Annotated in this window: 15 protein-coding genes; 8 read left to right on the plus strand and 7 right to left on the minus strand. The window is 71.7% G+C overall.

Annotated features, from left to right (window positions below; genetic code table 11):
* The first annotated feature begins 4 nt into the window (after nt 1-4).
* On the plus strand, nt 5-1,183 hold the full coding sequence (locus ACFWWU_RS21090) for a cytochrome P450 (protein WP_384147343.1): 1,179 nt from the start codon (nt 5-7) through the stop codon (nt 1,181-1,183).
* Nucleotides 1,184-1,194: 11 nt separating this feature from the next.
* On the opposite strand, the gene ACFWWU_RS21095 is transcribed toward ACFWWU_RS21090, so the two are convergent.
* Nucleotides 1,195-2,190 carry a Gfo/Idh/MocA family oxidoreductase gene (locus ACFWWU_RS21095; RefSeq protein ID WP_384147344.1) on the minus strand — a complete coding sequence of 332 codons (996 nt, stop codon included), beginning with the start codon at nt 2,188-2,190 and terminating at the stop codon, nt 1,195-1,197.
* A gap of 167 nt (nt 2,191-2,357) precedes the next feature.
* Here ACFWWU_RS21095 and ACFWWU_RS21100 point away from each other — a divergent pair, with 167 nt between their 5' ends.
* The 7 genes from ACFWWU_RS21100 to ACFWWU_RS21130 all read left to right on the plus strand — a co-directional run bounded on the left by ACFWWU_RS21100 (nt 2,358) and on the right by ACFWWU_RS21130 (nt 9,333).
* Nucleotides 2,358-3,086 (plus strand): GntR family transcriptional regulator, encoded by a 729-nt coding sequence (locus ACFWWU_RS21100; RefSeq protein ID WP_384147474.1) that lies wholly within the window; start codon nt 2,358-2,360, stop codon nt 3,084-3,086.
* An 87-nt stretch (nt 3,087-3,173) separates the two neighbouring features.
* Nucleotides 3,174-4,193, plus strand: coding sequence for a sugar ABC transporter substrate-binding protein (locus ACFWWU_RS21105; protein ID WP_384147345.1), 1,020 nt, complete (start codon nt 3,174-3,176; stop codon nt 4,191-4,193).
* On the plus strand, nt 4,190-5,245 hold the full coding sequence (locus tag ACFWWU_RS21110) for an ABC transporter permease (protein ID WP_384147346.1): 1,056 nt from the start codon (nt 4,190-4,192) through the stop codon (nt 5,243-5,245). Before ACFWWU_RS21105 ends, ACFWWU_RS21110 begins: the two co-directional genes overlap by 4 nt.
* Entirely contained in the window at nt 5,242-6,036 is a 795-nt protein-coding gene (locus ACFWWU_RS21115; protein ID WP_384147347.1) for an ATP-binding cassette domain-containing protein, read from the plus strand. The genes ACFWWU_RS21110 and ACFWWU_RS21115 overlap by 4 nt, the downstream gene beginning before the upstream one ends.
* A gap of 37 nt (nt 6,037-6,073) precedes the next feature.
* Nucleotides 6,074-7,249, plus strand: coding sequence for an ROK family glucokinase (locus ACFWWU_RS21120; RefSeq protein ID WP_384147348.1), 1,176 nt, complete (start codon nt 6,074-6,076; stop codon nt 7,247-7,249).
* Nucleotides 7,246-7,833 (plus strand): hypothetical protein, encoded by a 588-nt coding sequence (locus tag ACFWWU_RS21125; RefSeq protein ID WP_384147349.1) that lies wholly within the window; start codon nt 7,246-7,248, stop codon nt 7,831-7,833. The genes ACFWWU_RS21120 and ACFWWU_RS21125 overlap by 4 nt, the downstream gene beginning before the upstream one ends.
* A gap of 21 nt (nt 7,834-7,854) precedes the next feature.
* On the plus strand, nt 7,855-9,333 hold the full coding sequence (locus ACFWWU_RS21130) for a PHP domain-containing protein (RefSeq protein ID WP_384147350.1): 1,479 nt from the start codon (nt 7,855-7,857) through the stop codon (nt 9,331-9,333).
* Nucleotides 9,334-9,384: 51 nt separating this feature from the next.
* Here ACFWWU_RS21130 and ACFWWU_RS21135 read toward each other — a convergent pair whose 3' ends face one another.
* From ACFWWU_RS21135 to ACFWWU_RS21160, 6 genes are read right to left on the minus strand one after another with little or no spacing between them, the layout of a single operon-like run.
* A complete protein-coding gene (locus ACFWWU_RS21135) occupies nt 9,385-10,080 on the minus strand; it encodes a formyltransferase family protein (RefSeq protein ID WP_384147351.1) in 696 nt (231 codons plus the stop codon).
* The gene (locus tag ACFWWU_RS21140; protein WP_384147352.1) at nt 10,077-10,268 is read right to left on the minus strand and encodes an MbtH family NRPS accessory protein; all 192 of its coding nucleotides are present in this window, start codon (nt 10,266-10,268) and stop codon (nt 10,077-10,079) included. The genes ACFWWU_RS21135 and ACFWWU_RS21140 overlap by 4 nt, the downstream gene beginning before the upstream one ends.
* Nucleotides 10,268-11,506 (minus strand): cytochrome P450, encoded by a 1,239-nt coding sequence (locus tag ACFWWU_RS21145; RefSeq protein ID WP_384147353.1) that lies wholly within the window; start codon nt 11,504-11,506, stop codon nt 10,268-10,270. The genes ACFWWU_RS21140 and ACFWWU_RS21145 overlap by 1 nt, the downstream gene beginning before the upstream one ends.
* Nucleotides 11,503-13,287, minus strand: coding sequence for a beta-ketoacyl synthase N-terminal-like domain-containing protein (locus tag ACFWWU_RS21150; protein ID WP_384147354.1), 1,785 nt, complete (start codon nt 13,285-13,287; stop codon nt 11,503-11,505). Before ACFWWU_RS21150 ends, ACFWWU_RS21145 begins: the two co-directional genes overlap by 4 nt.
* A gap of 50 nt (nt 13,288-13,337) precedes the next feature.
* Complete coding sequence (locus ACFWWU_RS21155) at nt 13,338-15,158, minus strand: amino acid adenylation domain-containing protein (protein WP_384147355.1); 1,821 nt, start codon at nt 15,156-15,158, stop codon at nt 13,338-13,340.
* Nucleotides 15,155-21,166 carry an acyltransferase domain-containing protein gene (locus ACFWWU_RS21160; RefSeq protein ID WP_384147356.1) on the minus strand — a complete coding sequence of 2,004 codons (6,012 nt, stop codon included), beginning with the start codon at nt 21,164-21,166 and terminating at the stop codon, nt 15,155-15,157. Before ACFWWU_RS21160 ends, ACFWWU_RS21155 begins: the two co-directional genes overlap by 4 nt.
* Between the last annotated feature and the right edge of the window lie 123 nt (nt 21,167-21,289).

Consider the following 21,289-nt stretch of genomic DNA (forward strand, 5'->3'; position numbering starts at 1 on the left):
CGGGATGTCCGTCATCGAACTGGGGGAGTACGGCGCGGACTTCACCGCGAACCCGTACCCCTACTACGCCAAGCTCCGCACGTCCGGCCCGGTCCACGAAGTGCGCATGCCCGACGGCTTCCAGTTCTGGCTGGTCGTCGGCCACGAGGAGGGGCGCGCCGCGCTCGCCGACCCCCGGCTCGCCAAGTCCCCGTCCGTCATCGGCGTACGGCCGCCGGAGGAGGACGTCATCGGCGTCCACCTCCTCGGGGCGGACGCCCCCGACCACACCCGGCTCCGCAGACTCGTCGCGGGCGTGTTCACCGGCCGCCGGGCCGAGAACCTGCGTCCCCGCGTCGAGCGGCTCACCCGCGAACTCGCCGACGCGATGGAACCGGCCGGCCGCGCCGACCTCGTCGACGCCTACGCCTTCCCGCTGCCGATGACCGTCATCTGCGAACTCCTCGGCGTCCCCGCCGCCGACCGCGACACCTTCCGCCACTGGTCGAACGAGCTCGTCGCCCCCGGGGACGAGACCGCCCTCCTCACCGCGATGCAAGGCTTCGGCGGCTACCTCGACGAGCTCATCGAGGACAAGCGCGCCGCGGGCCCCGCCGACGACCTGCTCTCCGGCCTCATCGCCGCCCGCGCCGAAGACGGCGACCGGCTCTCCGGTCCCGAACTCCGCGCCATGGCCTACCTGTTGCTCATCGCCGGCCACGAGACCACCGTCAACCTCATCGCCAACACCGTCCGCAACCTGCTCACCCACCCGGAGCAGTTCGCCGCCCTCCGCGCCGACCCCGGCCTCCTCGACGGCGCGATCGAGGAGTCCCTGCGGTACGACGGACCGGTCGAGACCAGCACCTTCCGCTTCACCCGGGAGCCCGTCACCCTCGGCGGCACCGAGATCCCGGCAGGCGCGAGCGTCCTCGTGGGGATCGGCGCGCTCGACCGCGACCCGGCCCGCTTCCCCGACCCCGACCGCTTCGACATCCGCCGCGACACCCGCGGCCACCTCGCCTTCGGCCACGGCATCCACTACTGCCTCGGCGCCCCGCTCGCCCGGCTGGAGGGCAGGATCGCCCTCCGTACCCTCCTGGACCGCTTCCCCCGGCTCGCACTGGACCCCGAGGGCGACCCCTGGGAGTGGGTGCCCGGCCTCCTCATCCGCGGAGTCCGCCACCTCCCGGTCCGGTGGTGAACGGACACCTCTCAGAGAGTGTCCACCCGCACCGGACGCCGCTCCCCGCGCGACCGCTCGCACGCCTCGGCGATCCGGAGCGCCGCCAGGGCCTCGACGCCGTCGCACGGATTGGCGGCCTCGCCGCGCACCAGCCGCAGGAAGGCGTCGAGCTCCGCCTCGTACGCGGGGGCGAACCGCTCCAGGAACCCCTGCCAGGGCTTCCCCGGCGCCGGCGGCCCCTGCGGCTCCACCGAGGTGAGCGGCGTCCGGTCGTCCAGGCCCACCGCGATCTGGTCCCGGTCGCCCGCCAGCTCCATCCGCACGTCGTACCCGGCGCCGTTGCACCGCGTCCCGGTCACCGTCACCAGCGTGCCGTCGTCCAGGGTGAGGAGCGCGGCGGCCGTGCCCACGTCCCCCGCCTCCCGGAACATCGCGGGACCCGCGTCCGAGCCCGTCGCGTACACCTCCACGACCTCCCGACCGGTCACCCAGCGCACGATGTCGAAGTCGTGCACCAGACAGTCCCGGAAGAGTCCACCGGAGAGCGGCAGGTACGCCGCGGGCGGCGGCTCCGGGTCGGACGTCGCCGCCCGTACGGTGTGCAGCCGACCGAGCCGCCCCGACCGCACCGCCTCGCGCGCCGCCCGGTAGCCCGCGTCGAAGCGGCGCATGAACCCGAGCTGGAGTTCGGTGCCCGCGTCCGCCACGGCCCGCAGCGCCGCCCGCGTGCCGGGCACGTCCAGGGCGATCGGCTTCTCGCAGAAGACCGGCAGCCCCGCGCCGGCCGCGCGGGCGATCAACTCCGCGTGCGCGGCCGTCGCCGAGGCGATCACCACCGCGTCCACGGCGTGCCCGAGCAGCGCCGCCACATCGGGCGCCGCCTCCGCCCCGAGCGCCCCCGCGACCCCGGCCGCCCGGCTCGCGTCCGCGTCCGCCACGACCAGCGACTCGACCTCCGGGTGGCGGGCCAGCACCCCCGCGTGGAAGCTCCCGATCCGTCCCGTACCGATGAGTCCGATGCGCATGGCCCCACCGTGGAGCCGTACGACCGCCGTGTCAAGGATTTGTCAGGACAACCGGACGTCACGACGTCCCGTCATCCGCTTCTCGCCACCGGCTTCCGGTCATCAGCGCGCCCGGTTACGCTCCCCCCGTGTCCAAGCAGTCCGGCTCCCCCCTGCCTCCGCTCTCCGTGGACCGCACCAGCCCGGTCCCGCTCTACTTCCAGCTGGCCCGGCAGCTGGAGAGCGCGGTGGAGAACGGGACGCTGCCCCCGGGCACCCTCCTCGGCAACGAGATCGAGCTCGCCACCCGCCTCGGCCTCTCCCGCCCCACCGTCCGCCAGGCCATCCAGTCCCTCGTCGACAAGGGCCTCCTGGTCCGCCGCCGGGGTGTCGGCACCCAGGTCGTGCACAGCAGGGTCCGGCGCCCGCTGGAGCTCAGCAGCCTCTACGACGACCTGGAGGCCGCGGGCCGCCGCCCCGCCACCCGCGTCCTCACCAACCGCCTCGAACCCGCCACCGCACCCGTCGCGGCCGCCCTCGGCGTACCCGAGGGCAGCGACGTCCACTACCTGGAGCGGCTGCGCACCGCGTACGGCGAGCCCATGGCGTACCTGCGCAACCACCTGCCCGCCGGACTCCTCGCACCGGACGAGCCGGACACGGAGCGCCTGGAGACCACCGGCCTCTACCGCATGCTCCGCTCCGCCGCGCTCACCCTGCACAGCGCCCGCCAGTCCATCGGCGCCCGCGCCGCGACCGCCGAGGAGGCCGCGCTCCTCGACGAGCGGGAGGGCGCCCCGCTGCTCACGATGGAACGCACCACGTACGACGACACGGGCCGCGCCGTCGAGTACGGCTCGCACCTCTACCGGGCCGCGCGCTACTCCTTCGAGCTCCAGCTGATGGTCCGTCCCTGACCACACAGACCCCCGCTGACCAGTGCCACGACCCGCATGACCGATACTGCAATGCACGCAGAAGGACACAAAGGAGGGCACGGCCTCGTGACCAGGCTTCGGACAGGAGGGGTGCGGGCCGTCATCGGCGCCGTGCTCGCGCTCGCGCTCACAGGAGCGCTCGCGGGGTGCAGCAGCACCGGTGGGAAGCGGGCGGAGGACGCTCGCAAGGCCGCGGCGGCGCAGGGCAGGGCGGCCGTCGACACCCCCCGCTGGACCTTCGCCATGGTGACCCACTCCGGTGACGGCGACACCTTCTGGGACATCGTCCAGAACGGCGCCAAGCAGGCCGCCGTCAAGGACAACATCAACTTCCTCTACGCCCACAGCGACGAGGCCCAGCAGCAGGCCCAGCTCATCGACTCGTACGTCGCCAAGGGCGTCGACGGCCTGATCGTCACCCTCGCCAAGCCCGACGCGATGAAGGCCTCCGTCGAGAAGGCCGTCAAGGCCGGCATCCCGGTGATCACCGTGAACTCCGGCGCCGAGCAGTCCAAGGCCTACGGCGCCCTCACCCACATCGGCCAGGACGAGGCCGTGGCCGGCGAGGCCGTCGGCGACGAGCTCGACCAGCGCGCGAAGAAGAAGGCCCTCTGCGTCCTGCACGAGCAGGGCAACATCGGCCACGAGCAGCGCTGCGCCGGAGCGAAGAAGACCTTCGGCGGTGAGCTCGTGAACCTCTACGTCGACGGCACGAACATGCCCGACGTCAAGGCCTCCATCGAGGCCAAGCTCCAGTCCGACAAGGCCATCGACGCCGTCGTCACCCTCGGCGCCCCCTTCGCCGACGCCGCCGTCCAGGCCGCGAAGAGCGCCGGGAGCAAGGCCGAGATCGACACCTTCGACCTGAACGCCAAGGTCGCGACCGCCCTCCAGGACGGCACGCTCGGCTTCGCCGTCGACCAGCAGCCCTACCTCCAGGGGTACGAGGCCGTCGACCTGCTCTGGCTGTACCGCTACAACGCCGACGTCCTCGGCGGCGGCAAGCCGGTCCTCACCGGCCCCCAGATCATCACCAAGGACCAGGCGGGCGCGCTCAAGCAGTACGCGGAGCGGGGTACCCGATGAGCTCCACCGCCCCACCGTCCGACGGCGTCGACCACGTCGACGAACGGCTCCTGCGCACCACCCCGCTGAAGAAGCTCCTCGCCCGGCCCGAGCTCGGCTCGGTCGTCGGCGCGATCGCCGTCTTCGTCTTCTTCTCCGTCGCGGCCGACAGCTTCCTGCGCCCCGCCAGCCTCGGCACCGTGCTCTACGCGGCCTCCACCATCGGCATCATGGCGGTCCCCGTCGCGATGCTGATGATCGGCGGCGAATTCGACCTCTCCGCCGGTGTCATGGTCACGAGTTCCGCGCTCGTCTCCTCGATGGTCAGCTACCAGCTGACGGCGAACGTCTGGGTCGGCGTCGGCGTCTCGCTGCTCGTCACCCTCGCGATCGGCGCCTTCAACGGCTTCATGCTGACCCGCACCAAGCTGCCCAGCTTCATCATCACGCTCGGCACCTTCCTCATGCTGACCGGCCTGAACCTCGGCCTCACCAAGCTGATCAGCGGCACCGTCTCCACCAAGACCATCGCCGACATGGAGGGCTTCCCCTCCGCCCGGAAGCTCTTCGCCTCCCAGGTGACCGTCGGCGGCGTCGAGCTCAAGGTCACCATCCTGTGGTGGCTCGGCCTCGTGGCGCTCGCCACCTGGATCCTGCTCCGCACCCGCTTCGGCAACTGGATCTTCGCCGTCGGCGGCGGCGCCGACGCCGCCCGCGCGGTCGGCGTCCCGGTCTACCGGACGAAGATCGGCCTCTACATGGGCGTGGCCTTCTGCGCCTGGATCTCCGGCCAGCACCTGCTCCTCTCCTTCGACGTCGTCCAGTCGGGCGAAGGCGTCGGCAACGAACTGATCTACATCATCGCGGCCGTCATCGGCGGCTGCCTGATCACCGGCGGCTACGGCTCCGCCATCGGCTCGGCCGTCGGCGCCCTCATCTTCGGCATGACGAGCAAGGGCATCGTGTACGCCGAGTGGAACCCCGACTGGTTCAAGTTCTTCCTGGGAGCGATGCTCCTCCTGGCGACCCTGCTGAACGCCTGGATCCGCAAGCGTGTGGAGGCCACCAAGTGACGACGGAAGCCACCGCGCTGGTCGAGCTCGACGACGTCAGCAAGTACTACGGCAACATCCGCGCCCTCGAAGGGGTCTCCCTGAGGGTGGACGCGGGCGAGATCACCTGCGTCCTCGGCGACAACGGCGCCGGCAAGTCGACCCTCATCAAGATCGTCGCCGGACTCCACCGGCACGACGCCGGCACCTTCCGCATCGAGGGCGAGGAAGTCACCCTCGCCAACCCGCGCGACGCCCTCGACCGGGGCATCGCCACCGTCTACCAGGACCTCGCCGTCGTCCCCCTCATGCCGGTCTGGCGGAACTTCTTCCTCGGCTCCGAGCCCACCAAGGGCTCCGGCCCCTTCAAGCGGCTCGACGTCGACCTCATGCGGACCACCACCCGCGAGGCGCTGCTCCGCATGGGCATCGACCTGCGCGACGTCGACCAGCCCATCGGCACCCTCTCCGGCGGCGAGCGCCAGTGCGTGGCCATCGCCCGCGCCGTCCACTTCGGCGCCAAGGTCCTCGTCCTCGACGAGCCGACCGCCGCGCTCGGCGTCAAGCAGTCCGGGGTCGTCCTGAAGTACGTGGCCGCCGCCCGTGACCAGGGCCTCGGCGTGGTCCTCATCACCCACAACCCCCACCACGCCTACCTCGTCGGCGACCGGTTCGTCCTGCTCAAGCGGGGCGTGATGGCCGCCCGCCACACCAAGAGCTCCGTCACGCTCGACGAGTTGACCCGCCAGATGGCCGGCGGCACCGAGCTGGAGGACCTCCGCCACGAACTGGAGCGGCCGTCCGGAGCGTAACGGCCCCTTCACCTCCCACCTGGCAGAATCGGATCCGATGAGTACCTACCGCGACCTCACCCACCGGGGATCGGCCCGGGGCACCGTGCTGCGGACCGTCGGGACCCGGGAGCGGCGCTCCCACCTGACCGCGCCCCGGGTGCCGACCGTCGGCATCGACATCGGCGGTACGAAGGTGATGGCCGGTGTCGTCGACGCGGACGGCAACATCCTGGAGAAGCTCCGCACCGAGACGCCGGACAAGTCCAAGAGCCCCAAGGTCGTCGAGGACACCATCGTCGAGCTCGTCCTCGACCTCGCCGACCGGCACGACGTCCACGCCGTCGGCATCGGCGCGGCCGGCTGGGTCGACGCCGACCGGTCCCGGGTCCTCTTCGCCCCGCACCTCGCCTGGCGCAACGAACCCCTCAAGGACGCCCTCCAGGGCCGGCTCGCCGTCCCCGTCATGGTCGACAACGACGCCAACACCGCCGCCTGGGCCGAATGGCGCTTCGGCGCCGGACGCGGCGAGGACCACCTCGTCATGATCACCCTCGGTACGGGCATCGGCGGCGCGATCCTGGAGGACGGCCAGGTCAAGCGCGGCAAGTACGGCGTCGCCGGCGAGTTCGGGCACATGCAGGTCGTCCCCGGCGGCCACCGCTGCCCCTGCGGCAACCGTGGCTGCTGGGAGCAGTACAGCTCGGGCAACGCCCTCGTCCGCGAGGCCCGCGAGCTGGCCGCCGCCGACTCCCCGGTGGCGTACGAGATCATCGAGCGGGTCAAGGGCAACATCCCCGACATCACCGGACCGCTCATCACCGAGCTCGCCCGCGAGGGCGACGCCATGAGCATCGAGCTGTTCCAGGACATCGGCCAGTGGCTCGGCGTCGGGATCGCCAACCTCGCCGCCGCGCTCGACCCCTCCTGCTTCGTCATCGGCGGAGGCGTCTCCGCCGCCGACGACCTCCTCATCGGCCCCGCCCGCGACGCCTTCCGCCGCCACCTCACCGGCCGCGGCTACCGCCCCGAGGCCCGCATCGCCCGTGCCCAGCTCGGCCCCGAGGCCGGGATGGTCGGTGCGGCCGACCTCGCCCGGCTCGTCGCCCGCCGCTTCCGCCGCGCCAACCGGCGCCGCGTCGAGCGGTACGAACGCTACGAGCGGTACGCCCAGGCCCTGCGCACCGGCACCTCGGCCCGGGCTCCCCGTACTCCCGAGGACCCCTCTTCATGACCCTGCCCCACCCGTCCCGCCCGCCCCACTCGCCCCATCCGCCCGAGGGAAAGCTGCCGGAGGAGCGCCGGCACATGATCCGCCGCCGCTGGCTCACGGCCGTCATCATCGTGCTGCTCGTCGGCATCCCGGCCGGGTACCTCGTCGTCTCCGCGGGCCAGAGCCGCGACAGCGGCCGCGACAAGGAACGCGAGTCCTCCGCGGCCGGCCTCCAGACCAACCCGCCCTCCAAGATGAAGCGCCGGGTCTTCGAGGTCCCGATCCCCGGCGGCGCCTGGGACGTCGCGTACTACGAGACCAGCAACTGGAAGACCAGCAGGCTCTACGTCCAGTTCACGACGGACGCCTACGGCCTCGACGCCTTCCTCGCCGACGCCGGCACCTCCCGTGCGCGGCTCACCGCGGGGCGGATCACCGTCGGCGACCGCGACGCCGAGATCGCCGGCTGGTCCTTCGCCGAGGGGATGGCCTGGGCGGGCACCACGGTCAAGCGCGAGGAACCGCGCCCGACCACCGACATCACGGTCGACCTCACGGACCCGGCGTTCCCCCGCGTCTACGCGGTCTCCACCACCAGCCCCTGACCCCCTCCGAGGGTCCTGGGTATGCTTCGGGACTCCATGCCGAGGCAAGGGGGATGCGAGATGTGGCTGGCGGGTGACCATCACGTCCACACCCAGTACAGCGGCGACGGGAAGTACCGGGTCATCGACCAGGTACGCCAGGCCCGGGCGCACGGCCTGCGCTGGATCGTCATCACCGACCACGGCGGCACCACCCACGTCAAGCTCGGTGTGGAGAAGGTGAATCCGGACATTCTCCAGGCCCGCGGGACCCATCCGGACATCCTGGTCTTCCAGGGCCTGGAGTGGAACGTCCCGGCCGCGGAACACGCCACGGTCTTCGTCCATCCAGGGCGCGACGAGGTCGCCGTCCTCAAGGAGTTCGAGTCGCGCTACGACGGTGGGGTGACGGGTTCGACCGCCGTCACCGACGCCCACAAGGCGCTCGCCCTCTCAGGACTCGGTTTCCTGGCGGACGCGTTGACGGACGGGCGCGTCGACGACGCCCTCTTCCTCGCCAACCACCCCTCGCGTCGGGGCCTCGACGCTCCGCGCGACCTCAGGAACTGGCGCGACGCCCAGCCGCGCATCGCCGTGGGGATGGAGGGCGCGCCGGGCCATCAGGCCGCCGGGCTGCCGGCGTCGCGCGGGCCCGGTACGTACCGCGGCCACTACAGCGCGACTCCGGGACCCGACTCCTCTCCCCTCTACCCGCCGGAGAGTTACCGGACGTTCGGCGGATTCGACTGGATGACCGCGACCGTGGGCGGGCTGTGGGACAGCCTGCTCGCCGAGGGCCGGCCCTGGTGGATCACCGTGAACTCCGACGCGCACGACGTCATCGGCGACACGTCGGTACGGGGTCCCGGCAGCGACTTCGCCGGCGACGGCCGCCACGCCGATCCCGTCTACGGCGGAGAGCCGAACCGGGTGATCGGCGACCACTGGCCGGGCCAGTACAGCCGTACGCACGTCGGGGCGCACGCCTTCTCCTACCAGGCCGTGATGGACGGCCTCCGGGCCGGCCGGATCTGGGTCGACCACGGCGGCCTGCTGAGCGGACTGCACGCGCGGCTCCGGGCGGACGACCGCACGGCCGGCCTCGGCGAGACGCTGACCGTGCGACGTGGCGACGGGGTCGAGCTCGTCGTCGACGTCGCGTTGGCGACTGCCGCCAACTGGGCGGGGACCGTGCCCGGTCTGGCCCGCGTGGACGTCATCCAGGGCGACGTGACCGGGGCTCCGGCCGATCCCGATGCCCTCTGCGCACCCGGCACCAGAGTGGTCCGGTCCTTCGAGGTGGACAGCTCCGCGCGTACGGTGCGGCTGACGTACGATCTCGGCCGCCTGGACCGGCCCGTGTACGTACGGCTGCGCGGGACCGACGGCAAGCGCGGCGCCACCGGCCTCCGGGGTGCCGCCGTCGATCCCCACGGCCCTGCCATGGACGTACGAGGCGATGTCGATCCGTGGCAGGACCTGTGGTTCTACTCCAACCCGATGTGGGTCGTTCCCCTCTGAGACGCGACGTCGACCCGCAGGCGGGTGCTCCCTGCGGGTCGACCGGCGGGGCTAGTTCGCGTGAAGCGCCCACTTGCTGCCGTCGACGTCCACTGATCCGGGCAGCGCGATGAGTTCGGGCTTGAACAGCGGCTGCGTGTCCATCGCCGGTTCCCAGGTCGCCAGCTTCTCGTCCTGAGGGACCTCGATCCGCCGGCCCGCGGCGAGGTCGGCGACCACCTTCAGGAGCAACCGCACACCGAGCGGCGCCAGATGCTCGCGCCACAGGGTCTGCGCGGTCGAGCCCGGGGGCACGAGCAGGTGCTCCTGGGCGGCCAGCGGGCCGCCGTCGGTGCGCTCCGTGAGGTGGTAGACGCTCCCGCCCGTCACCTTGTCCCCGTCGCGGATCGTCCACCGGATGGCGTCCCGGCCGCGGTGCAACGGCAGCAGGCTGGGGTGGTAGCCGATGGTGGCGACGCCGGCCCTGGCCCGCGTACGGCGGCCGAGGAAGGCGTGCGAATGCGCGGCGACGATGATGTCCACCCCGTCCGGGACGTGCATCGCGCGGAGCTCGGCCGAGTCCGTCCACGGGATGTTCCTGGGGAAGCCCCAGGACCGCAGGCGGTCCCAGCACATCGCGTTGCTCTCGTCGGACTGCCCCTTGCGCAGCCGGGGGGCGGCCACGCCGACGATCTTGTGCCCTTCGTCCAGCAGCGCGTCCGCGACCTGGACCGCGAATCCCCCTCGTCCCGACAGGTAGATGTTCACGCGCGCTCCCGCGCCGCGGTGGCGTGCCGCTCGACGTAGTCGAGGGCGCCGTCGCGGTCCGGGCCGGAGTGGACGATCCGCCAGCCCTTCGGCACGTCCAGGTGCGGCCGCCACAGCGCGTACTGCTCGCCGTCGTTCGCCACGACCAGCCAGTCGGCGTCGCCGCCTTCGAAGGGGTTACCGTTCATCAGTCGACCTCTTTCAGTCCGGAGTGATCGGGGCGGAACCGCACCGGCAGGGTGGAGAACCCGGTCAGGAAGTTGGACCGGATGGGCAGCGCCTCGCCGGTCTGCTCGAATCCGGTGGTGAAGTCCCGCAACGCCATGAGGAGTTCGGCGATCTCCACCTTGGCCAGGTACGAGCCGACACAGAAGTGCGGGCCGTAGCCGAAGGCCAGGTGCTTGTTGGGCGTGCGGCCGAGGTCGAACGTCCCCGGCGAGGCGAAGACCCGTTCGTCCCGGTTGCCGGAGGCGTGCCAGAGCGTGACGATCTCGCCCGGCCGCAGCCGTACGCCGTGCAGTTCGGTCTCGTGGACGACGCTGCGCCCGAAGTGCATCGTGGGCGACGCCCAGCGCAGCACCTCGTCCACGGCGGTGTCGACCGCGACCTCGCCGCGCTTGAGCCGCCGCCACTGCTCGGGCCGGTCCGCGAGCGTGCGCACGCAGTCGATCATCGTGAGCCGGCTGGTCTCGTCGCCCCCGATGATCAGGCTGTAGCAGTTGAGCACGACGTCCTCGTCGGACAGCGGCACACCGTCGATGGAGCTGCCGATCAGCATGCTGATCACGTCGTCGCCCGGCGACTCGCGCCGCTCCTCGACGATGTCCATGAAGTACATGAGGATCTCGTTGCGGGCCAGCTCGGAGTCGGCCTCGCCGGCGCCCTCGTCCTCGGTCGACAGCGCGGCCTTGGTCAGCGAGAGCAGGAACTCCCGGTCCTGCTCGGGGACTCCGAGCAGGCTGGAGATCGTCGTCATCGGAATCCGGCCGGCGATCTCTTCGGCGAAGTCGCACCCGCCGCTCTCGACCGCCTCGCGGATCCACCGCCGGGTGTTGACCCGTACCGTCCGTGCCACCTCGTCGAGCACCCTCGGCGAGAGCACCCGCTGAAGGATCTTGCGCAGCTCGTGGTGCCGGTGCCCGTCGGTGACGGCCAGCATCCGGCCGGCCCCGGCGTCGCCGCCCTCCAGCAGCGTGACGAGCACATTGCCGCGCTCGGACGTGAAGTTCACGTCGTCGCGGTAGGTGGCCATGATGTCGTCGTAGCGGGAGAGCACCCAGAACCCCTTGCGGCCGCCGACCGGCGGGTTCCAGTGCACCGGTGCGGTGTCCCGCAGGGTGCGCCAGAACGCGCCGAGGTCGTGGTCCGCGAAGGTGCCCGGGTCGCCCAGGTCCACGGTGTCCAGTGCCGTCGTGCTCACGGTCACCAGTCCGTACGCCAGAAGCGGCGCGGCGTGAAGGGGTACGTGGGCAGGGGCACGCGGTGGCTGGTCTCCCCGAGGTGCAGGGAGCCGAAGTCCACCCGCTCGCCGGTCACCCAGGCCGCGGCCAGATCGGCCAGGGCCTCCGCGTCCCGTCCGGGCTCCACGATGCCGTTGTCGTTGCGGCGGAAGGAGTCCGCGTCCACCGGCGGCGCCGCACTCGTCGTGACGGCCGGGCCCCGGGGGGAGTCGGCGGCCAGCGCCTCGATCAGCTCCGCACGGCTGCGGACCACGGCCGCCCACCGGCGGTCCATCACCTTGCGGCCCAGGTTGAGACTGAAGCAGATGTCGTCCAGACGCAGCTCGGGGCGGGCGATCAGCCACTCCCTCAGCCGTGCGCGCTGACGGGCCAGCGCTTCGTCGTCCAGGGCGGACAGCGTGGCCAGTCGCGGCCTGCCGTCGGCCTCGGGGGTGCGCTCGGCGACCGTCGGGGGCTCCTCGAGCACCAGGTGCGCGTTGTAGCCACCGCCGCCGATCGAGGTGATGCCCGCACGGCGGATGCCGGACTCCGCCTCCCAGTCCGTCGTCTCCAGCTGCGGCACGAACGGGGTGCTGGGGAGGTCGAGGTCCTGGTTGACCTCGGTCAGGTTGATCGTCTTCGCGAGCGTCTTGTGGTAGAGCGCCAGTGCGGCCTTCATCGCGCCGAAGCCGCCCGACACCACGCCGCCGTGGCCCACGTTGCCCTTGACCCCGCCGATCGAGGTGGTGCCGGTCTGCTTGCCGAACGCCATGCTCGCCGCGTGCACCTCCAGCTCGTCGGTCATCGGCAGACCGAGACCGTTGGCCTCGTACAGGGACACGGTGTCCGGGGCGACGCCGCCGACCTCCATGGCGGCGGCGATGCACGCGCTCAGCCGCTCGGGCTGGGCCAGGCCGTAGGCCATCGCGCTGACACCGTTGTTGTTCACGGCCGAGCCCTTGACCACGGCGTAGATGTGGTCGCGGTCGGCGACGGCCTCGGCCAGTGGCTTCAGCAGCACGGTGACGACACCGCTGGACAGGGCCGTACCGGTGCCGTTGGCGTCGAACGGGCGGCAGTGGCCGTCCTTGGAGAGGATGCGGTTCTCCTCCCACAGGTGACCACGGGGGTGCGGCAGCCGGACCATCGCGCCACCGGCGATCGCCATGTCGGTCTGGCCGAGCAGCAGCGACTGACAGGCCAGGTGCACCGCGTAGTGGAAGCCGGCGCAGACGGCGGCGACGGTGACGGCCTCACCGGTCAGCCCCATGTAGTACAGGGCGTTGGACGTCATGGTGTCCGGCGACCACGCCAGACTCGCCTCGATCGCCTCGGGGCCGACCGACACCCGGTCCGGCGGCGAGCTGTAGAGCGCGGCGGTCTGCGGGTTGTTGGCGCCGTACATGCCTATCTCGGCCGTGACCCGGTCCGGGTCGTAGCCGCCGTCCTCGAGCGTCTCCCACGCGCTCTCCAGGAACAGGCGGTTCTCCGGGGTCATCGCGGCCGCCATCCGGTCGCTGATGCCGAACACCGAGGGATCGAACTTGTCGTACGTGTCGAGCACGCCGCAGGCCCGCACGTAGAACGGGCTGTGGATCAGGGTCTCGTCGACGTGGATGTCGTCCTTCTCCAGGAACGACACGGACTCCCTGCCGTGGACGAGGTTGTCCCAGAACTGTTCCTTGGTACGGGCTCCGGGCGACCGGAGGGACATGCCGATGACGGCCACGTCACCCGGGTCGTAGTCCTGCTCGGGGCTGTCGGTCATGGAAACGCTCCTGCGTTGAGGCGAGTGGCGGGTGGCGAGCGACGCGTGACTCAGCTGTCGGTGGGGGCGGCGCGGCCGCGCAGCACCGCGCGGCGGGCGCCGGCGCGCCGGCGGGCCGACTCGACCACCTCGGGGGTGGCGCCGCTCTCGGTGTCGAGCCAGCGGGCCAGGGAGGCGATGTCACGGAAGCTGAAGAGGTCGGGCACGCGGACGCGGCGGTCGAACCGCCGGGTCATCAGCCTGGCCAGCCGGACGAGCAGCAGCGAGTCCCCGCCGAGGTCGTAGAAGGCGGCCTGGACGTCGATGTTCGCCGGTTCGAGGTCGAGCAACTGGCCCCAGATCTCCGCCAGCGCCACCTCCGTCGGCGTACTGGCGGCCCTCAGGGGAGGACCGGAAGCGGCGGCCGGCGGATCGGGCAGCGCCGCACGGTCGAGCTTTCCGCCCGGCGCCAGCGGGAGCGCCGTCAGGAACACGAGGGTCCCCGGCACCATGTAGTCGGGCAGCTCGGCGGCCAGCTCGCCGGTGAGGGCGGTCTGGAGTCCGGCGTCGAGCCAGACGCCCTCCCGGGAGTCGCTCTCCGGCACGACGTAGCCGATGAGCTTGTTCCCCCGTACGACGGCGGCGGCCTCCCGGACCCCGGGGCAGCTGGTCAGCCGCGCCTCGACCTCCTCCAGCTCGATACGGAAGCCGCGCAGCTTCACCTGGTGGTCGGAGCGGCCGCCGAACCGGAGTTCGCCGTCGTCGGTGAACGTGACGACGTCCCCCGTGCGGTACATGCGTTCGCCGTCCAGGAACGGGTCCGGCACGAACCGCTCGGCCGTGGTGCGCGGCCGGTTCACATAGCCGTGGGCGAGGCCGACGCCGCCGACATACAGCTCACCCGGCACGCCGGCCGGCAGCGGCTTCAGGTTCTCGTCGAGGACGTAGGCGCGGGCACTGGCCGACGGCGCGCCGATCGACGGCTCGCCGGTCTCGTCCTCCGGCACCCACTTGTGCGAACTGAAGACGGTCGCCTCGGTGGGGCCGTAGGCGTTGTAGACCCGGTCGGCGGCGGTCTCCCGGTACGCCCGGTCCACCAGCTTGCGCCGCAGGGGCTCGCCGCCGAACACGACCGTGCGGACGTTCGGCGGCAGGGCGCCGGCGTCGAGCAGGCCGTTCATCACCGACGGGACGACGTTGAGGTGGGTGATCTTGTCGGCGTGCGGGCTGTCCGGCAGGTGGACGGCGCTCTCCACGAGGACGACGGCGCCGCCGCGGCACAGCGCCGGGAAGATCTCCATCACGGACATGTCGAAGCAGACCGAGCTCGCCGCCGAGATGCCGCTCATGTCGCGGCCGTCGAAGATCCGGTCCATCTCGGACAGCATGGCGACGCAGCCGCCGTGGTGGATGGCCACGCCCTTCGGTACGCCGGTGGATCCCGAGGTGTAGATGATGTACGCGGTGTCGCCGGGCACGACCGGTACGGGCTGCTCGCCGGGCTCGGTCGTCACGGTCTCGCCCAGGACGACCACGGTCGGGCCCGCCGGGCAGTTGGCCCGGGACGCGGGCGTGGTCAGCAGCAGCCGGGTCCCGCTGTCCCGGACCATGAAGGTCAGCCGCTCGGCCGGGTACTTCGGGTCCAGGGGTACGTAGCAGGAGCCGGTGCGCAGGACGGCCAGGAGGGCGACGAGCAGGTCGGGCGTGCGCTCGACACAGATGCCGACCGGGACACCGGGACCGGCGCCCTCGGCGACGAGCCGTTCCGCCAGGCCCCGGGACCGCTCGTTCAGGTCGCCGTAGGTCAGGACGCCGGCGTCGGCGTAGACCGCGGGGGCACCGGGGTTCTTGACCGCTTGCTCGATGAACTCGGAGTGCAGGGTATCGGTCACTGGTCCGACTCCTCGGGGAGGCCGCTCGGCGCGATGTCCCGGAGGGCCAGGTCGGGGTGGGCCATGGAGTCGAAGAGCACGGTGCGGTAGAGCGCGAGCAGGGCCGTCACGGTCTCCCTCTCTAGGTAGCTGGGCTTGTACTGGATGTGGCCGACGACCTCACCGTCGATGTCGGCCATGGAGATCTCCAGGTCGAACTTGGCGAGGTGCCTGCGCACCTGGAGCGGTTCGAGCGGGAGCGCGCCGTCGGGCGCGATGGTGTCGCCGATGCCGTGGAAGAGCTTCACGGACCGGGGGAACGCGTCGGAGGACAGCCAGTTCACCACCACGTCGAACCACGGGGAACGGCCCTCGGCCCGGGGCGGCTTCAGGTGCGAGGCCAGCAGGTCGAGCGGGTAGTTCATGTGCTCGACCAAGCCGAGAGAGAAGGCGTGGACCTCGCCCAGCAGGTCCCGGAAACTGCGGTCGCCGGAGGGTTCGGCGCGTACCAGCACCGTGTTGAGGTAGTAGCCGATCGCGGATTCCCAGCCGGGTTCGGCGCGTTGGGCGACGGCGGTGGCCAGGACGGAGTCCTCGACCCCGGCCGCGCGGTTGAGCGTGGCGAAGAAGCCGGCCAGGACGACGGTGCTGATCGACACCCCCTCGCGTACCGCGAACTCCCGGAGCCGACGCGTCTCTTCGGCGCTCCAGCGGAGCGTCAGGTCGCGGCCTTCGTAGGTGACGCCCGGGGGTCGCTCCCTGGTGGACAGGTCCAGGTGGGCGGGCGGGTCGGCCAGCTTCCCCGACCACCAGTCCAGCGCCGCGTCGGCCGCGGGGCCGGTCAGCCACTCCCGCTCCCACGCGACGAACTCCGTGTACGGAGCGACCGGTTCACGGGCGGCGGGGTCGGCGCCCTCGTAGAACTCCTGGAGTTCACGGATCATCACGTCCGCCGAGGCCGCGTCCGACGCGATGTGGTGCACGAGCACCAGCAGGTAGTGGTCCGCGGGCCCGCGCGTCATCAAGACCACCCGCACCAGCGGGCCGTTGTCCAGGTCCAGCGGCTCGTGCCCGTACTCGGCGAGTTCCTCGCGGGCCTGCTCGTCGTCCAAGTCGGTGCTGTCCACGACGAGGAACTCGTACACCGGTTCGTCCAGGATGACCTGGTGCGGTCGGCCGCCGGCCTCGACGAAGAGCGTGCGCAGCGCGGGATGCCGCTCCATCACGGCCCGTACGGCGAGGTCGAGCGTCTTCTCGTCGACCTCGGCGCGGATCCGGGCCGCCACCATGAAGTTGTAGGGCACGGCGTCCGGTGAGACCTGCTGCATGAACCACAGTGAGGCCTGGCCGTGGGACGCCGGTGCCAGTTCGAGACCGAGGCCGCCGGCGCGCAGCCGCTCCGCCGCCGGTGCGTCGGTGGGCTCCAGGAACCCGCGTGCGGTCAGTTCCTCCAGCAGCTCCTCTGCGTCCACCTCGGACAGGTCGTCGAGGAACGTCCGGGCCGGCTCGGGCTCGGGCTTGGTCTTGGGCTTCGTCTTGGCCTTGGGCGTCGGCTCCGGTGCGACCACCGCGCTCGGTTGGGACTCCGTCGTCCCCCCGATGGTCTCGACGACATGGCCGACGACCTCGGATATGGTCCGGCCGTCCAGGAACACCACCGGCGACACGCGATGCCCGAACAGCGACTGCAGGCGGTTGACGAGGCGGATCGCCAGCATCGAGTCGAGGCCGAAGTCCCGCAGTTCGGCGTTGGCGTCGAGCTTTCCGGCGGGAACACCCAGCGCGTCGGCGAGCTCGCCGAGGACGACGTCCTTCAGCGGCCTGTCCGCCACGGACCCGACGGCGGACCCGGTCGCTGCCACGTACCCGGTCGCTGCCTCGGATCCGGCCACGGCCACGGCCACGGACTCGGTCACGGCCGCGGTCTCGGCGGCCGGTGTCGACGCGACCCGGGGGAGCGGCGTGGTGTCCAGCCAGTAGCGGTCCTTCTGCCATTGCACGAGCGGGGTTTCCACGACCTCGACGTCGTCGGCGAACAACGAGTCGAAGGTCAGCGGCAGCCCCCGGACGTACAGCGACGCGGCGGCCGCCAGCAGACAGCGGACGTCACTCTCGTCGCGCCGCAGCGAGTTGATCGCGTGCACACGGGCGCCACGGGTCAGCGCGATCTCCTCGACCGCGCCGCGCAGCGTCTCGTGCGGCCCGATCTCGATGAAGGTGCCGACACCCTCGTCGACCAGCGCACCGATCGTCTCGGCGAACCGCACCTGGTTGCGCAGGTTGTGCACCCAGTAGTCGACGTCCGTGACCGGGTTCACCGTGTCGGCCAGCGCCGTGGAACGGAACTCGATCGTGTTCGTCAACGGGCTGATCCCGTCGATGCGTTCACGCAGCGGCTGGATCAGCGGATCCATGCCGGGGCTGTGTACGGGCCGCTCGACCCGGATCCTCCTGGTCGAGATGCCGGCCTGCTTCAGGTCGGCCTCCAGGGCACCGATGGCCTCGGGCGAGCCGGACACCGCCGCACTGGTGGGGCTGTTCACCACGGCGACGGCCACGTGCTCCGCGTACGGGGCGATCCTCGGCAGCAGCTCCTGCTCCGGCAGGTCGACCGAGATCATGGCCCCGGGGGCCGCCTTCCGTTCGAGCAGGTGCGACCGGGCGACCACGACACGGGCTGCGTCGTCCAGCGACAGCGACCCGGCGACACAGGCGGCCGCGACCTCGCCCAGGCTGTGTCCGACGACGGCGGTCGGCTGGATGCCGAGTCCGAGCCAGACCTTCGCCAGCGAGACCTGCAAGGCGAACAGGACGGGCTGCTGGAAGTCCATCTCCTCGAACCGGGCCTCGTCGGCCGGGGCGTCGAGCTGGTCGAGCACCGAGCAGCCGCCGGCCGCGCGCACGGCGGCGTCGCAGGCGTTCATCCACGTACGGAAGCCGGCGTGCGAGCGCAGGAGTTCCCGGCCCATGCCGACCCACTGCGTCCCGCCGCCGGAGAACACCAGCGCCACCCGCCGGTCGCTGTTGCCGGCGACCGTGCCCGTGACGACATCCGGGTGCGGCTGACCGGCGGCGACGCGGGCGAGTCCGTCCAGGACGTCCTGACGGTTGCGGGCGAACAACGCTATCCGCTGGTTGTGGTGGGCACGCCTGGTCGCGAGCGTGTACGCGAGGTCGGAGACCCGCAGGCCCGCGTCGCGTTCGACGTGGTTGGACAGCTCGCGGCAGGTGTCGGCCAGCGCGTCCGCCGTACGCGCCGTGACGGGCACGAGGTGCACCTGCTCGTCGGGCGCGGCGTCGCCCTGGCTCGGTGTGACGTGTCGGCCCCGGTCACCCGCGAGGAACGGGCCGGCCGTGACGGGGTGGCCGGCGGCGTGCAGCGCACCGAGCGAGCCGAGCAGGGTCCAGGCCTCGTCGGTGCCGCGCCGCAGCGAGGGCAGGGTGGTCGCCGCCGGCAGGATCTCGGCCACGGACTTGAGCAGGACGGGATGCGGACTGACCTCGATCACGGCGTCGACGTCGTGGTCGCGCAGGGTCGTCAGGGCGTCGACCACCCGGATCTCCCCGCGCAGGTTGTCCGCCCAGTAGTCCGGCCCGAGCTCCGTACCGTCGACGAGTTCGCCGGTGACCGTCGAGACCATCGGGACGCGGGTGGTCCGGGGCTTGATGCCGTCGAGTTCGACCTTCAGCGGGGCGAGGACGTGGTCGACCAGCGGCGAGTGCGGTGCGTGCCCCATCCGCACCCGATGGCTCGTGACGCCCTCCTCGGTCAGCCGCTGGACGAGTCCGTCGATCTCCTCCGGTGTGCCGGTGACCAGCGTCGAGTTCAGGCCGTTGTAGCCGGCGATCGTGAGCTGCCCGGTCAGGTACGGCCTGACGGCGTCGGCACCGGTCGTGACCACGATGCCGTCGCCGCGCCCGACGGCCAGCTGCTGGAGCAGCCGACCGTGGCCGGCGGCCAGCCGGGAGGCGTCCTCGAAGTCGAGCGCGCCGGCGATGTGGGAGGCGGCGAACTCGCCGACGCTCTGTCCCACGACGACGTCCGGCTCCACCCCCAGGGAGCGCCAGGCGTCGGCCAGGGCGACCTGGATCGAGAACAGCAGCGGCTGGAAGACGTCCATGTCGTCGATGCGGCCGTCGGCCGCCAGCATCTGGTCGACGAGCGAGAAGCCGAGCAGCTCCCGCATCCGCTTGTCGGAGCGCATCATCGACCGCCGGAACACGGGCATCCCGGCGAGGAGTTGCCGGCCCATGCCCACCCACTGCGAGCCGTTGCCCGAGAACAGGAACGCCACCCGGGGCCTGCGGCCGGTCGCTTCCCCGACGTGCAGCCCGTCGGCCGGCGTGCCGGCGGTGAAGGCGTCCAGCTGCGTCCTGAGCTCGGTCATGTCACGGGCGGCGGCCGCGAGCCGGAACGTCCCGTCGGCGGGAGTCCGGCGGCAGACCGCCCGCAGGTCGTCCTCGTCGCGCAGCGCCGCGGCCCGTTCGGCCAGCGCCTCCCGGGAGTCCTCGGCCAGCAGGAGGAGCGTGCCCTCGGGCTGCGGCAGTTCCTCGACGACGACGTGACAGATCGCGCCGCCGAAGCCGAACGAGCTGACGCCTCCGCGGCGCGCGTCCGACCGCCGGGGCCATGCCGTGAGCCGGTCCTGGACGGTGAGGTTGTACTCGTCGAACAGGATCTGCGGGTTCGGGGAGGTGTAGTGCAGGCTGGGCGGCAGCACGCGGTTGCGGATCGACAGCGCGAGCTTGACCAGGCCGACGATGCCGGCCGCCGCCTCCAGGTGCCCGACGTTGGACTTGACCGAGCCGAGCCGCAGCGGCGCGGCGCGGTCGCCGCCCAGGACCGCGCCGATGGCGTTGGCCTCGATGGGGTCGCCGAGGGGTGTCGCGGAGCCGTGGCACTCGATGTAGTCCACGAGGGACGGCGCGATACCGGCCCGCCGGTACGCGTTGCGGAGCATCAGCTCCTGCGCCTGCGGGTTCGGCGCGGTCATGCCGTTGCTCAGACCGTCGTTCTGGGAGGAGCTGCCCTTGATCACGCAGTACACGGGCAGGTCGCGTTCGAGGGCCACGCTCAGCGGGGCGAGCACGACGACTCCGGCGCCCTCACCGCGGACGTAGCCGTCGGCCCGGGCGTCGAACGACTTGCAGCGGCCGTCCGGGGCGAGCGCGCCCATCGCGTCCATGGCGGTGTAGTAGTCGGAGACGAAGCTCAGGTTCACGCCACCGGCGAGCACCAGCTCGCTCTCGCCCATCCAGATCGACTGACAGCCCGCGTGCACCGAGACCAGCGACCCGGCGCAGGCGGCGTCGATGGCCATGCTCGGGCCCTGGAGGCCGAGTACATAGGAGACGCGGTTGGCGATGATGCCGTCGTGCATGCCGGTCGCGGTGTGCGGGGTGATCTGGACGTCGGGCCCGCGGTAGTGCGCGAGCGCGGCGTAGTCGCCCCAGCAGGAGGCCATGAACACGCCGGTCTCGGTGCCGACGAGGCTGTCGGGCGCGACGCCCGCGTCCTCCAGCGCCTCCCAGGCGAGCTCCAGGATCAGGCGCTGCTGCGGGTCCATCTGGACGGCTTCGCGGGGTGAGATGCCGAAGAACAGCGGATCGAACTGGTCGATGCCGTCGATGAACCCGCCCCAGCGAGCCGAGCCGCGCAGCAGGTCGCGGCGCGCGGCCGGTACCGGGCCGACGGCGTCACGGCCCTCGGACAGCAACTTCCAGAAGGAGGACGGGTCGGGCCCGCCGGGGAAGCGGCAGCCGATGCCCACGATCGCGATGGGCTCGTGCGAGGCCGAGGCCGAGGCCGTACGGCGCTCGGCTCCCGGCGCGGGCTCCGCCGCCCGCGGGCCGTTCACGAGAGCCCGGCACAGCTCGTCGACGGAGGGGTACTGCCACATCCAGGTGACCGGCACCTTCCAGCCGACGAATTCGGATAACGAGGTGGCGAGATGGGTGAATTTCAGTGAATCGAGACCGTATCGGTGCATCGGTGTCCAGCGGTCCACCGAGTCCTTGGGAAGATCCATAAGATCGGCAACGCGAGAAAGGAGAAACTCTGTTAAGGCATGCTGATCTCGTTCTGCGCGCTCTTGGGGCATTACGGCTCCTCAGCAGGGCGGGTGGTATGGGCCGACAGAGCTGTGTCGTGG

The organism is Streptomyces sp. NPDC058650 (assembly GCF_042717315.1).
Classification (GTDB): Bacteria; Actinomycetota; Actinomycetes; order Streptomycetales; family Streptomycetaceae; genus Streptomyces.